The sequence below is a fragment of the Acinetobacter sp. F16 genome, from assembly GCF_052712855.1.
The window spans coordinates 89927-103749 of record NZ_JBRATK010000009.1 but is presented as its reverse complement, the minus strand read 5'-3'; the positions used below and the strand labels follow the sequence as shown (position 1 = coordinate 103749).

At 43.9% G+C, this 13823-nt stretch carries 11 protein-coding genes; 4 read left to right on the top strand and 7 right to left on the bottom strand.

Translation table 11 applies throughout. The annotated features are described in order from the left end of the window. Positions 1-46: 46 nt before the first annotated feature. Entirely contained in the window at positions 47-1237 is a 1191-nt protein-coding gene (locus ACU0NF_RS07430) for an MFS transporter (protein ID WP_445660662.1), read from the bottom strand. A gap of 241 nt (positions 1238-1478) precedes the next feature. After that, positions 1479-2405, bottom strand: coding sequence for a DMT family transporter (locus ACU0NF_RS07425; protein ID WP_445660661.1), 927 nt, complete (start codon positions 2403-2405; stop codon positions 1479-1481). Positions 2406-3392: 987 nt separating this feature from the next. Between ACU0NF_RS07425 and ACU0NF_RS07420 the strand changes: the two genes are divergently transcribed. The 3 genes from ACU0NF_RS07420 to ACU0NF_RS07410 are packed head-to-tail and all read left to right on the top strand — an operon-like array spanning position 3393 to position 6313. Further along, positions 3393-4520 (top strand): Re/Si-specific NAD(P)(+) transhydrogenase subunit alpha, encoded by a 1128-nt coding sequence (locus ACU0NF_RS07420; RefSeq protein WP_131383259.1) that lies wholly within the window; start codon positions 3393-3395, stop codon positions 4518-4520. Between the two features lie 11 nt (positions 4521-4531). Continuing rightward, a complete protein-coding gene (locus ACU0NF_RS07415; RefSeq protein WP_131216758.1) occupies positions 4532-4858 on the top strand; it encodes a proton-translocating transhydrogenase family protein in 327 nt (108 codons plus the stop codon). Further along, positions 4859-6313: an NAD(P)(+) transhydrogenase (Re/Si-specific) subunit beta gene (locus tag ACU0NF_RS07410; RefSeq protein ID WP_445660660.1), complete on the top strand. Its 1455-nt coding sequence runs from the start codon at positions 4859-4861 to the stop codon at positions 6311-6313. Positions 6314-6809: 496 nt separating this feature from the next. Here ACU0NF_RS07410 and rsfS read toward each other — a convergent pair whose 3' ends face one another. The 5 genes from rsfS to ACU0NF_RS07385 all read right to left on the bottom strand — a co-directional run bounded on the left by rsfS (position 6810) and on the right by ACU0NF_RS07385 (position 12748). Next, positions 6810-7208 (bottom strand): ribosome silencing factor, encoded by a 399-nt coding sequence (gene rsfS, locus ACU0NF_RS07405; protein ID WP_131317097.1) that lies wholly within the window; start codon positions 7206-7208, stop codon positions 6810-6812. A 77-nt stretch (positions 7209-7285) separates the two neighbouring features. Then, entirely contained in the window at positions 7286-8080 is a 795-nt protein-coding gene (locus ACU0NF_RS07400) for a hydroxypyruvate isomerase family protein (protein WP_370983141.1), read from the bottom strand. Positions 8081-8113: 33 nt separating this feature from the next. Next, on the bottom strand, positions 8114-8980 hold the full coding sequence (locus tag ACU0NF_RS07395) for an NAD(P)-dependent oxidoreductase (RefSeq protein ID WP_445660659.1): 867 nt from the start codon (positions 8978-8980) through the stop codon (positions 8114-8116). Between the two features lie 36 nt (positions 8981-9016). Then, complete coding sequence (locus tag ACU0NF_RS07390) at positions 9017-9805, bottom strand: crotonase/enoyl-CoA hydratase family protein (RefSeq protein WP_445660658.1); 789 nt, start codon at positions 9803-9805, stop codon at positions 9017-9019. Positions 9806-9937: 132 nt separating this feature from the next. Beyond that, positions 9938-12748, bottom strand: a complete 2811-nt coding sequence (locus ACU0NF_RS07385; protein ID WP_445660657.1) for a GacS-like sensor histidine kinase — start codon at positions 12746-12748, stop codon at positions 9938-9940. 153 nt (positions 12749-12901) lie between these two features. Between ACU0NF_RS07385 and cysM the strand changes: the two genes are divergently transcribed. Then, on the top strand, positions 12902-13822 hold the full coding sequence (gene cysM, locus ACU0NF_RS07380) for a cysteine synthase CysM (protein ID WP_131317087.1): 921 nt from the start codon (positions 12902-12904) through the stop codon (positions 13820-13822). Position 13823 lies beyond the last annotated feature (1 nt).

Below are 13823 nucleotides of genomic sequence, written 5' to 3'. Positions count from 1 at the left end.
TTAATTTACGCTGAGAAAAAGTCTCTTCAATAAGAGACTTTTTTAATCAGCGCAGCTGGACTTTGGCGTGATAACGCATATCGAGTAAAGCAAACAAGGCGGAACAGATCACCAGACAAAGTCCTGCGATACAGGTCATGCTCCATCCACCATGGTGCCAGGTATAAACACCAAGTGCAGAACCGCAGGCACCGCCAATAAAATACAAGGTCATATAAAGTGAATTGACCCGGGATTTGGCATCCGGGCGTAAGCGAAAAATCACGTTCTGGTTACAGCTATGCGTGATTGCCAAGCCCAGATTAATCAGCCCATAGCCCAGAATATAACTCAGTAAAGACACCGCACCAAAATATAGAAACAGCCAGCTTCCAATCAGGATCGAACCACCAATCCAGCTCAGTGTTTTGATATGGCCGCGATCGGCCCATTTACCAATCACCTGAGTTGAAAGCGCACCAAACACGCCGACTAGCGTGACCAGACCGACCATGACATCAGAAAGCTGAAAGGGTTTTTGGGTGAGCAGCAGGGCAATGGTAGAGAACAGCATACTCATGGCGGCAAAAGCACAGGCTCCTGTAAGCGAGCGCAATACCAGACGTGGTTCCTGTTTTAATAATGTTGCCATGGATTTAAAAATGGCTGCATAGCTTATTCTCAAACGTGGCAGACTCGGCAATTTACCTTTTAAATAGAAACTTAAGCCCAGCATGGCGACGCCACTGACCACATAGATCATTTTCCAGTGAAACAGGTCGGAAAGTAATCCTGCAATACTGGTCGAAAGCAGAATGCCGACCAGCAAACCGCTCATCAGGAAGCCAACGACTTCGCCGGTTTTTTCCGGTTTCACCGCCATGGTGGCCAAGGGAATCAGGATCTGTGCAGCCACAGAAAAAAGTCCCGCAATGATGGTTCCAATCCAGAGCATCGGCAGATTCACGGCACTGGCACAAATAAATAAGCCCACGGCTGCACCCAGCATCAGAAAGGGAATGAGTTTGCTTTTATTCAGCATGTCGCCCAAAGGCACAATAAACAATAAGCCCAATGCATAGGAAATCTGGGCAAAGGTGACGGTGAGTGCCACTTGGGATTCAGAAACCTGATAATACTGTTGGATGGATGAAATTAAGGGTTGGCAGTAATAGTTTGCTCCCGCACATAAACCACAAGCAATAGCCATTAGCCAGAGCAAAGCTTTATCTTGGCTAATGTCGAGAGAAGTGTTCATAAAAGTCCCTTGCTTAATGTGTTAGCGGCAATCAGTGACTGCTTTATTTCAGTCAGCAGGAGTATAGCAAGACAGGGAACCGGAATGAGTATACAAGCAGGCGAAGCTTGATCTTTGCCCCAGTATTCCATTGCCCATATTCAAAACTGCTATTTTGCAGAAGGTTATTTTTGACAAGGCTATGAATATGTCTCTAACAATTCTTAGAATTGCCGTATCCATAGCATTTTGCTGCATCAGTTTAGTGGGCGAGTTTCTTTTTCGATAAGGTAATCATCATCACACCGGCAATATTCAAGCCACAGCCGAACCATTGAATCGCATTCATTTTTTCACCCAAGAAAAAGGTGGCTAAAATAATGGTCAGGATGGGGCCAATCGATGCAATCATGGCAGATTGCGAAGCACCTAAGCGCTCAATACTCTGCATCAATAATACCGTAGGTAAAACCGTGACCATAAAGCCCAGTCCAACACCATACCAGATGACGGCACTGGGTAACTGCGCGAGCAAGCCAATCGGATTGGGGATTGCAATCAGATAATGGGTCAGTGTTCCAATACAGGCAATGCTCAGCGCAAGACCGGTAAAGTTCCATGAACCGAATTTCTGAATCAGTCGCGGCGTCAACAATAGGTAGCTTGCAAAGGCCACAGCACTGGCAAAAACCAGACTCGCACCCAGCCAAAAATTACTTTGATGCGGAACATTGCTTTGTTCCTGCAACATCACAATCACCGTACCGCCATAACTGAGCAAAATTGCAAACAGACTTTTAAAGCTTAAGCTTTGTTTGTAGATGATACTTGAAGCCAGAACCGTCATCGTAGGATATAAAAATAGAATAATCCGTTCCAGGGAAGCACTGATATACATCAGTCCGGCGAAATCCAGCCAGCTCGCCAGGTAATAACCGATCAAGCCTGCAAGGATCAGTAAGCCCCAGTCTTTACTGTTCAGGTTTTTACTCTGATGTCGACTTAACCAGCAAATGAGCAGGAAAAAAGGCAATGCACTGGCCATTCTTAAAGCCATGAGCACGGTGCCATCGACCAGCGGGGAGAGTGCATAGGTCTGTTTAATAAAAATTGCTTTGGTACTAAACAAAAAGGCGGCACAAACAGCGAATAATGAACCTAATTGTGTTGTTGTTAGACTCAGTTTCATTTTACCTACTTGGGGCGTGTTTTAAGTATGAAAGAGGAGGTGTAGAAATGTGAATTATAAAGTTTTTAGCGGGCGAGGTGAAATGCAAAAATATGATGGCTAAGATTCCAATTCGGAATGAATCTCTTTTTATGAATTTAATTTATTTCAATAAAGCAGCGATCACAGAAAGCGGCTGGACTCAATTGAGCAAAATTCTTTGCAAAGATCCGATGAATGAGCTGAATGTAGCGTAGAAAAAAAGATAAAAGGCTGAAATTGGGTAGTTTTAATCAGTAGAAATAACGATATTGGAGTAAATGTCTACAATTCGCCCTAAAATGGTGCGAAAAATAGCCACTTAGTCAAAAATACGATTAAATCATCATCAAGCGAAATGGTCAGCAAAAAAAAATTCAAAAATTTTTTGATCTGATTAGACTTATGGCGAGTACAACTTGATTGACTAAAATAACAATTGAAATAGACACCAACAGAGATCCTTTGAGCATTATTTTGTAGTCGGTGTTTAGAAATGATCTTTTAAAAACAGGCAGATTTTCTGCTTAATTCGTCTGTACGTTATGTCACTTTATCCAATTTTATTAAAAGTAGCGTCTAAATAGGCCGTTTTAGCCCCAAATCGGGGCATCTACAAATCAAGGTTTTATTTAAAGAAAAAGTTTAAATTGTCAGAATGATCAATTAGAAATTTTTAAAATCATGTTAAAAAATCCATAGCAGCGTTTAAATACAAAAAAATGGAAAGTGTTGCAATGACATTTAACGGAATAAAAGCAGGTTTATTTAAAGCGAAACTCATAAATGCCCTATCGTCTGATTATTTTTATGAATCACCAGTTCAGAATGCGGGTATTTATTAAATAAATATTGGGTGGTAATTTAAAAAAGTTCAATTAGAATCCAAAAATTCAACAAAAATGCATCCAGGGGGAAACATTGCTAAATGCAATGTTTACTTAAGAAAAATTAGCTTGAGGAAGGCTCATGCAGATCGGAATCCCAACCGAAACTGTTGTCGGTGAAAATCGTGTGGCAGCAACGCCAGAAACAGTAAAGAAGTTGATCAGTGCTGGTCATACAGTGGTCATTGAACGTAGAGCAGGTGTTAAAGCCGCTTATATTGACAGTGCATATGAACAAGTCGGTGCCAAAATTACCGATGATGCCTATACCGGCAGCCAGATTATTTTGAAAGTTCGCGCGCCTAAAGGTGACGAAATTCAAAAACTTGCTCCAAACACCGCAGTAATCGCGATGTTTGATCCGTACCGCAATACTGAACTTGACCAATTTGCATCCACGCAGGTGTCTGCATTTGCTTTAGAGCTTTTACCCCGTACGCTTTCCCGCGCACAAAACATGGACGTATTGTCTTCGCAAGCCAACTTGGCCGGTTATAAATCGGTGCTTTTGGCTGCGGCAGAATACCAACGCATGTTCCCAATGCTCATGACTGCTGCAGGTACGGTTAAACCTGCCCGCGTGGTGATTATGGGTGTGGGTGTTGCAGGCTTGCAAGCGATTGCCACTGCGAAGCGCTTGGGTGCTGTAGTTGAGGCAACAGATTTACGTCCGACAGCTCGTGATCAGGTGGAGTCTTTAGGCGGTAAATGGTTAGACGTGCCAATGTCTGACGAAGAAAAGCAGAAAGCTGCCGATGCTGCTAAAAATGGTTATGGATGGATGCCAGGTGAGCAATACATCAAAGACCAGGCAGCGATTGTCGACAAAGCCGTTTCCAATGCAGATATCGTGATTACCACTGCGCTTTTACCAGGGCGTGATGCACCGCGTTTAATCAAATCTGAAACTGTGGCCAAAATGAAACCAGGTTCAATCATCCTGGATATGGCGGTTGAATCTGGCGGTAACGTTGAAGGTTCTAAATGCGGTGAAAATGTCGTGACCGATAATGGCGTGACCATTTTAGGCATTCCAAATATTCCGGCAACAGTGGCGACTGAAGCTTCAGCACTTTATGCACGTAATGTCTTTAATTTCCTGGAAACTCTTTTTGATCAAGACAAAAACTTTGTCATTAATCCAGAAGAAGAAATTCAAAAAGCGCTACTCGTCGCTCATGGCGGCCAAGTGCTGTTAAAGCGTGGTTAAGGAGATAGATCATGGTTGAAACGATTACAATTTTCGTCCTTGCCATCTTCGTAGGTTACTACGTGGTTTGGGGCGTAACACCCGCTTTACACACGCCACTGATGGCTGTGACCAATGCACTGTCTTCCATTATTGTGGTCGGTGCAATGATTCAAACTGTGGGCTTGCCTGTGATTGGCGTCGACGCCAACGTGGCTTTCCAAAGCGTTAACATTGTGAGCATTTTAGGTGCGATCGCTGTGTTCTTGGCAAGTATCAACATTTTCGGTGGCTTTGCAGTAACTGCACGTATGCTTGAAATGTTTAAGCCGAAGCAAAAGAAAAAAGAGGGTTCATAAATGGAATTTATTCGAGACTATGCGGATTGGTTCTACTTGGTAGGCGCCGTTCTTTTTATCTTAACGCTTCGTGGCTTGTCTGGTCCTAAGACGGCAATTCAGGGTAACCGTTACGGCATGATCGCGATGGCGATTGCCGTGATCACGACTTTCTTTGTGGCTGAGCATCCTGTGGTCTGGATGATTATCGGCGCAATGGTACTGGGTGGGGTAGTCGGTATTGCACGTGCACGTACTGTTCCGATGACGCAAATGCCTGAAACTGTGGCATTGATGCACTCATTGGTCGGTTTGGCTGCAGTTTTAATTGCGATTGCTGCAATTCTACATAATAACCAGCTGACGGCATTGTTTAGTCAAAATCAGACTGCTTTAGAAGCGGCTGGTGTTCAGCATGCACACATGAGCAAGGTTCATTTATTTGAATTGTTTGTGGGCTGTTTTGTGGGTGCAATTACCTTTACAGCCTCTGTATTTGCCTATGGCAAGTTGGCTGCGAAAAAATGGGCAAAAACGATTTCGGGTAGCTGGGTTAAACCGGTACAAGCGATCATTTTCCTTGCCATGCTCGGTTTTGGTGTTCAGTTCTTCTTAACGGGTGATATGACGGCATTCTGGGCAATGACGGGTCTTGCGCTCGCATTTGGCTGGGTATGGATTGCACCTGTCGGTGGCGGTGATATGCCAGTAGTGGTATCACTTTTGAACTCGTTCTCGGGTTGGGCAGCAGCAGGTATTGGTTTCACGCTTGAAAATAATATGCTGATCGTTGCAGGTTCGCTGGTGGGTTCATCAGGTGCGATTCTGTCTTACATCATGTGTAAAGCGATGAACCGTTCGATCATCAACGTATTGTTTGGTGGTGCAATGGGCGGTACAGCAGTTGCAGCAGCAGATAATGGTGAAAAAGTTCAACGTAATCACCGTTCAGGTTCAGCAGATGATGCCGGCTTCCTGATGTCAAATGCAGACAGTGTTGTGATTGTACCGGGTTATGGTATGGCGCAAGGTCGTGCACAAAATGCAGTAAAAGAACTGTGCGAAATTTTGAAAGAACAAGGCGTAAAAGTACGTTTTGCGATTCACCCAGTGGCAGGCCGTATGCCGGGTCACATGAACGTACTGCTTGCAGAAGCGGACGTGGCCTATGAAGACATCCTGGAAATGGATGAAATCAACACAGATTTCCCTGCAACTGACGTGGTTCTGGTGATTGGTGCAAATGACGTGGTTAACCCTGCGGCAAAAGATGATCCAACTTCGCCAATTTACGGTATGCCAATTTTGGAAGCGCATAAAGCACGTACCATTATGGTGATCAAGCGTTCTATGGCAACAGGTTATGCAGGTCTGGACAATGACTTGTTCTATAACGAGAAGACCATGATGATCTTCGGTGATGCCAAGAAAGTCGTAGAAGATATGACTAAAGCGATTAACGGCGGCGGTCACTAAGCTTTATCCATAAATCCCCTAAGTCCTCCTTTAAAAAGGAGGTGAGCAATACTGTTGCGCAAGAGGATTAAAATAAAAACCACCTTCGGGTGGTTTTTTTATTGCAGCAGAGTTTCCTTAATGATCCCGCTTATTTTAAATGGAGACTTCTATTTTCAGACTTGCTGAAGCTATTTTTGTTCAAGTTTTAAGTTCTCGCCCATTCATAACATGGATGAATCAGTCAATGGAACTCAGACCATTACAGTCATTTTTCACAACTGTAGAGCAGGGCAGTATTGGTTGGATTTATGAAAGCAGATCGGGTCTATGCAAGAGTGAAAACAAGTGTTAAAGCAAAATATCCGGGTGTGGATTTACATCAATGCTTATAAATATTGTTAGATTTAATTATTGATTATAAAAAGTGTAAAGCTTCAGTCATGCGAAATGGCAGCATCTTAAAAACAAAACCGCCAAGATGAAAAAAGCGACCTTATGGTCGCTTTTTTTTGCTTTAAGCAGATTCTGGAGTAGCACGCCATAAGCTTTCAAGGTCGTAAAATTTACGCGCAGTTGGAAGCATAACGTGGACAACCACAAAACCGAGATCGATTAAGATCCATTCCGCATCACGTTCACCTTCAACGCCGATCGGGCGGAAACCCGCTTTACGTGCTTCTTCAGCAACATTATCTGCGAGGGCTTTAATGTGACGGGTTGATGTACCGCTAGCAATGACCATATAGTCTGCTACATTGCTAATCGCGCTGACATCAAGTTCAAGAATATCTTTTGCTTTTACATCTAATAGGGCTTCATGTACAACTTTTAAGCAAGCTTGTACATCTTTAGCTTGAGAATTCATTGTGTAATCGAGAGAATTAGAAGCGCTGGGCGATGGTTCTAAATTCATAAAGGGTTTTATTTCCGGACAATAACTCATCGTGTAATATAGCGGTTTTAGTGCCGAATTTCAATTCTGTTCATAATTTAACTTTGCGGATGTTTTACAAAATATTTATCTTTCCATGCAAAAGAATGGTTTGAATGCGATTGAGGGCGATATTCTGCAGCTGTATAGCCCGTATAGGTACTCTGGTTAAGCCATTGAAATATTTCTGCAAAGTTAATTTGCGCCGTATCGGGTTCATGACGTCCCGGGCAGTCGGCAAATTGAATATGACCAATATCGTGAATATTTTCTTTTAACGCCTCAAATACCTCTTCCCCCATCATCGCCATGTGATAGCAGTCATATTGCATTTTCAGGGTAGGGTTTTGCACCGCTTCAAGCATTTCTTGCGCCTGTGCAATGTTCTGAACCAGAAAGCGCGGCATATCTGTGCCATTAATCATTTCAAATACCGGTTGAATCTGATGTTCACTCAGCATAGAGCAGGCAAGTTTTAAATTTTTCGCCAAAGTATTTAAGCAAGGCAAGAGGTCTGCATCAAGCGGCTGCTTGCCCGCTAAAATGTTCACGCTCGGCACATTTAATGCGGTGGCATATTGAATGGCTTGTTCTAAACCGCGATGAAACTCAAGTTCCATTCCCGGTACGCCAGCAAGACCATTGCCACCTTGCATCAAATCACCCGCAGGCACATTGATCAGGCAAAGGCTTAAGTCATGGATGGTCAGCTGGGTTTGAATTTGTTCAATGCTGAGTTCATAGGGAAACTGAATTTCCACATGCTGAAAACCTTGTGCATGAGCCAGAGCAAAGCGCTCAATCAAAGGTACTTCAGTAAAAATCATCGATAAATTTACAGCCAGCTTAATCATGCCTTACTCCGTGCTCGTTAGAAAATGAGATGCTTAAGATTCAACAAGTTGAATTACAGTAGCAAGATCAGCTTCAGCATAGCCTTTATTTTGGTGAGTTTTCAATTGTGATAATGCCTGTTTTGCTACAGGGATATTTAAATTGAATTGTTCGGCAAGCAGAACTGCATTATTTAAGTCTTTGGACAGGGTTTGAACTTTCCATTGCACCGGTTCAAAAGTATGGGTTGCCATACGCGGGGTTAAAATCTGAAAAGGTTTCGAGTCAGCAAAACCACCGGCAAGTGCAGGGGCAAGTAATGTTGTGTCAACGCCTGCCTGCGCCGCTAAAGCCACAGCTTCGGCTATTAAAGTACTGTTGGCGGCTACAATCAGCTGATTGCAAATTTTGGTTGCTTGTCCAGTTCCTGTTTCGCCCATGCGAGTGACACGTTGGGAAAGCACATTATAAATCAGCGATAAATTTTGAATGGTTTGCAGGTCACCACCGGCAAAAATGACCAGGGTTCCTTGTTCAGCACCTGCCGTTCCACCCGAAACAGGAGAGTCAATCCACTGTACCTGGCGAGTTTGAGCCTGCTTGGCCAAAGTCTTGGTTTTATCCACAGACAGACTGGAGAAATCCACAATCACTTGTCCAGTTTGTAAGTGGTTCTGAATCTGATCATAGACCGCTTGCACTGCAGTATCATCCGCCAGACAGGTCAAAATAACAGGATATTGTCCAATCTCTTGCAAGTCTAAGGCAGTGGCACCCATATCAACCAGCACATCACAAGCCGATGCTGTTCTGTTCCAAACGGCCACTTCAAAACCGGCTTGAATGAGTCGGGTGGCCATTCGGCTGCCCATCAGTCCCATGCCTAAAAATGCAATTTTTGTATTACGATCAAAACTCATGTGTTTTTCTCTGCACAATCCTGTTATCGGGATATTTTACTTATATTGGCGCGGTAAAAACTGAACTTCCGGGTTCTTGTCTTTTTTACGCGCCAATTTACTGTTTTTACCCAACAGTAATTTTAGTTGCCAAATTTTCTCAAGACGTAAAGATTTTTTCGGCTCATGTTCCATGGCATCAAGTACGCGTTTGGCGGCGGTGAGTGCATCAGGAGAGCGTTGCAACATTTCTTCTGCAAGGGCTTGGGCTTTGCTGATGGGCGATTCATCCAGATGTGTTACCAAACCAATGTCCTTGGCATAATTGGCATCAAAAATACGTCCAGTCAAGGTCAGCTCTTTGGCCAGATCGACATTAATAATGCCTTTAATGGATCGGGTCAGTCCCATGTCTGGAACCAGTCCCCAGCGGCTTTCCATAATCGACATCTTGGTCTTCGGATGTGCAATACGAATATCCGCAGCCAGTGCCAATTGCATCCCGGCACCCAGGCAATATCCTTCAATCGCAGCAATCACAGGAACAGGCAGTTCCTGCCAAATTAAAAAAGCTTTTTGGAATAGACTTTGCCCCGGTTTAATCAGTTCCCAAGCCGCATAAGCCGTGTTTTTCGGTGCATTTAAATCGGCAAGGTCAATCCCGGCGCTAAACACATGCGCTTCGCCAGTTAAAATGACACAACGAATCGAACGGTCTTTTTTGATGTTATTGGCTGCATTCACCAGTTCGCGTAGCAAGGCAAAACTCATTGCATTGCGTTTTTCTGGGCGGTTTAAAGAAACGGTTACGATGCCATTATTTTTTTCGATGCGAAGTAATGCCATGTTGTATAGACCTGTAATTTTTTTCTATTGTTTTGAGCATAACACGGGCATTTCTTTGATACATGCCACGATGCATGACAGTAGAGTCACATCTAAAGATAGACGTGACTTCCAAAAATCGAATAAGACCGTTTAAATATTTTGTTTGTTTAAAATCTGCTGCGATGCCTGTTCAACTTGTTGGATGACCGACTGCAATTCATCAAAACGGTTTAGTGTTTCCTGAATAAAAGCTTCGTCGGCTTTACGACGCTCTTTACGTAAAGAAGAAACAAATTGCTCAAATCCACCGGTGGCTTGTTGTAGTGTAGGCGCACCGACATAGCGGGTTGCACCATATAAACGGTGCAGCACATGTTCCAGTTGCGGGAAATCTTCCATTTCAATCAACTGCTGCATCTCGCTTAATTCTGTTGCGAAACTGTCGACCAGCATTTTAAGCAGATCGATCGCCAGATCTTCTTTATTGGCTGCCAGCTGCAAGCTTTGTTGCCAATCTAAAATATTCGGATCAAGTGCTTCAATCAGGATGGCTTTATCGACACTTTTGGCCTTATTGAACGTTTCTGAGGTCAAATGGGTCAAAATTTGAGTGATCTGATCCATTTGAATCGGTTTGGTGACGTAATCATCCATACCAACCTGCAACAGCTTTTGTTTCTCATCTGCCAGTGCATGCGCTGTCAGGGCAATAATCGGCAAGCGTTTATGGTTCTCTAAAGTCGATTCTAGAGAACGGATGGCACGAGTGGTATCGACTCCTGACATCACCGGCATCTGAATATCCATAAAGATGACATCAAATGCAGGCAACTCTTGTTCAATCCGGTTCTGTATGATTTCCAGCGCTTGTTGACCGCTTAAAGCCTTGGTGGTCTTGACATTCAGTTCACCCAAGAGTGCTTCTAGAACAATCAGATTGGGTAAATGATCATCCACAGCAAGGACATGCAGACCTTGGCCATTAAATTCTTCATGCATATCCTGCTCGAAAACCGGTTGATTGCTTAAAAGCTGGATTAAGGCACTACGGCTCAAGGGTTGATACAGCGGACGCGCGCGATATTCATTCAGCATGTTCGGATCGAGCGCCATCTGATAACCATAAACTGCAATATTGCCATGATAACGGTTACGAATTTCTTTCAGCAAAGCTTCGCCATCGCCACTATGGTCCACGATCAGCCAGGTATTTTCATCACTTTCCGAGAACTGATTCAGCTGACTGAATAAATCCAGAATCGAGCTGGTTTCGACATGATGCACATCATAATTTTCCAGATAATGACGCAGAATATTGGCCGTTGCAGGATGGGCTAAATAAGACACCACCTGCATGTTGTCGAAGTGAGGATGAACAATTTCAATCTCGTCATTTACAGCAAACATGGCGCTAAACCAGAAGGTGGAACCTTTTTCAGTCGGTGCACGTTCCTGGTTGTCTTCAAAGCCAATTTGCCCTTGCATCAAATGCACCAGCTGTTTGGAAATGGCCAGGCCGAGTCCTGTACCACCAAATTGACGGGTCACCGAAGCATCACCTTGCGAGAAAGATTCAAAAAGTTTTTTGCGGTCTGTGCCACTTAAGCCAATCCCGCTATCCTGCACGCTAAAGTGCAACAGGCATTGCCCAATATCATCATGCTCCATACGGGCACGGACAATAATTTCACCGTCTGGAGTGAATTTAATCGCGTTGGAAATCAGGTTGGTCAGAATCTGCTTAAAGCGTAGCGCATCGCCAATGACTTGTGTCGGGACGTTGTCGGCATAATAAAAAGCCATATCGATATGCTTTTGTGCCGCCAGAGGCGAGAGCATGTCCATCACATCAAAAATGGCTTCTTCCAGGTCAAAGGGTGCGGTTTCCAGTTCCAGTTTGCCGGCATCAATTTTCGAGAAATCCAGTACATCGTTAATCAGGGCCAAAAGATGCGCCGATGATTTGCGAATGGTTTGCAAATATAAATTTTGCTCGTTGCTCAGGTTGCCTTGACGCAGCAATAAGTGAATAAAACCATCAATACTGTTCAGCGGAGTCCGCAATTCATGACTGATATTGGCCAGGAACACCGACTTGGACTGGTTGGCGGAAATCGCCTGGTCACGTGCCTGACGGTAGGTAATGTTCTGAACTTCTAAGGTATCTAAGGTACGGCGTAAATCGTCTTCAGTCTGTTCGGTATGTTCTTTGAGTTCTAAAAAGCTGAAGTGCAAGCGTTTGACTACATTGGCAATATCGCGCTGCAGCAAACGCAATTCACCGGTACTGTTAATCACCATGTGCTGGTCAAGGGTATCGGCATTCAGGCGTTGTAATTGCATGCGGATTTCGTACATCGGTGCAATCCAGCGACGCGAATAGAAATTCAGGCATAATAAAAGCAGCAATAAGGTCAGCAATCCCGTTGCAATCAGCACGACCATGACCCGATAACGGGCAATTTCAAGCGGCTGGTTATCCAGTTCAATGACCAGTCGTGCAGGCGTGCCAGTATGGTCATTAATCTTTAGCGCATAAATATTGTTGTTATTATATGGAATAGGGCCGACAAAAGAGGCTTTAGAGTCAATCTTTGGCCAAGGTTCCTGATCCTGAAAGCCAATACTTAAACGGTTTCTACCTTTTTGATCAATAATGGCGGCACGAATTAAATATTTTTCATTCAGCATGACCTGCATGGCATTACGTGCCTGATCATACTGCCATGGATAACTGCTTAATAAGTCGATTGCTGCTTCTGATGTGAGCTGATAACGGGTCACAATGGCAATTGCCATTTGACGTTGTTGCGCACGTGATGCATTGGAGGTTTCGGATAGAACCAGCAATGCCCCAACACATGCCAAAATCATAATCGGCACAAAAATCAGAGCAATGAGTTGTCCATATGCATGATTTAAGTGTAGACGTTTAAATAACTTTTTATTGATATTTGACATGATTAAAGCAGTTTATTTTCTATGCACGGAATATTAGCATGCTTTATTTAAAACTGACTGCGCTTTAAACACTTTCAATAAAAAGCCTGCTAAATGGGTGCAGCGGGGAGCATTTTTTCATACAATAGGCACACCTCGATCTAGGTGCAAATAATGAGTAATACCACCCCTGATTTTCAAGCAGACGAATTTTTGTTAGACCACTACGTAGGCAAAACGCCTCTGGTGCGTTTGCAACGTCTAGCAAGTCACACTCAAGCAACAGTATTGGCTAAACTTGAAGGAAATAATCCTGCAGGTTCGGTAAAAGACCGTCCAGCGTATAACATGATTATGCAAGCTGAAAAACGTGGTCAAATCAAACCAGGCGATACGTTAATTGAAGCGACAAGCGGAAATACAGGGATTGCCTTGGCCATGGTTGCCGCGATGCGTGGCTACAAAATGAAACTCATTATGCCTGCTGGTTCAAGTCAGGAACGTAAAGATGCGATGCGTGCTTACGGGGCTGAACTGATTGAATCTTCAAGCATGGAAGAAGCGCGCGATATGGCGCAGCAAATGCAAAAAGACGGTCAAGGCCTGGTTCTCAACCAGTTTGGTAATCCAGACAATGTTGAAGCACATTACCTGACCACCGGTCCTGAAATCTGGCAGCAAACCGGCGGTAAAATTACCCATTTCGTCAGTTCCATGGGAACGACCGGCACAATTATGGGGATTTCCAAATACCTGAAAGAACAAAATCCGGATATTCAAATTGTGGGTTTACAACCTGCTGAAGGTTCAAATATTGCCGGTATTCGCCGTTGGCCACAAGAATATCTTCCCACCATTTTTGACCCGAAGCGGGTTGACCGCATTATGGATATTCCGCAAATTGAAGCGGAAAAAATGGCACGTCAACTGGCGCGCAAAGAAGGCATCAGTGCCGGCACTTCATCAGGCGGTGCGGTTTGGGCTTCAGTTCAATTGGCCCAAGAAAACCCGGGTGCGGTGATTGTATGTATCATCTGTGACCGTGGTGACCGTTATCTTTCTACCGGTTTATTCTCTGTAAAAGATCCTGAATAAA